This is a genomic window from Allokutzneria sp. NRRL B-24872 (genome assembly GCF_002155965.1).
GTDB lineage: Bacteria > Actinomycetota > Actinomycetes > Mycobacteriales > Pseudonocardiaceae > Allokutzneria.
This window is the reverse complement of the sequence record NZ_MUMH01000391.1, coordinates 1-670: the sequence shown is the minus strand read 5'-3', so window position 1 is coordinate 670 and position 670 is coordinate 1. Positions and strand designations below refer to the sequence as shown.

The following is a 670-nucleotide window of genomic DNA, read 5'->3' as shown; positions in this document are numbered from 1 at the left end:
AGGGTGACCTTGGTGTCCTTGTGCCAGTAGGTCTTGGGGCGCCAGTCGACGCGCTCGATGCCGGTGAGGGGGTCCTTGGTCCAGCCCCAGGAGCCTTCGGTCTTGGGGCTGGTGGAGATGGAGAGGGTGCGTTCCACCGCTGCCTTGTTCTGCACCGGGTGGTCGAAGGCCAGGGAGACCGGCTGGCCTATGCCGACGGTGGAGCCCTTGGTCGGGGTGACCGTGACGCCGTTGGCCTGCTGGGCGGCGCGGGTGCGGAAGGTGGAGTGCTGGACGGCGGACTTGCCGGCGGCGTTGGTGGCCGTGGCCTCGACGGTGTAGGTCGTACCCGGGGTCATGGTGCGGGTGGAGCGCCAGCTGCTCTTGGAGTGGGAGAGGGCGCCGGTCACCGTGGCGGCCTGGGAACCGGCGCCGTCGGGGACGACGCGGACCTTGGTGAGGGTGCCGTGGGAGGCGGTCACCTTGACCGTGGCGTCGGGGGCTATCGCCGCCGTGTCGCTGCTTGGGGTGATCGTGATCCGGGCGGGCTTGGCGTCGGCCGGGTCCACCGAGGCGGTTTTCGACGCCGACTGGCAGCCGGCGAGCAGGGCGACGGCGAGGGCGGGCACTGTAAGGGTGCTGAGGGTGCGCAGGGAACGGACGGAGAGCAGCACAGAGGACCTCTTGCGGG

At 70.7% G+C, this 670-nt stretch carries 1 protein-coding gene; it reads right to left on the bottom strand.

Annotated features, from left to right (window positions below; genetic code table 11):
- A partial coding sequence (locus CCN37_RS38250) for an Ig-like domain-containing protein (protein ID WP_246843596.1) occupies window positions 1-653 on the bottom strand: 653 nt, incomplete at its 3' end.
- Between the last annotated feature and the right edge of the window lie 17 nt (window positions 654-670).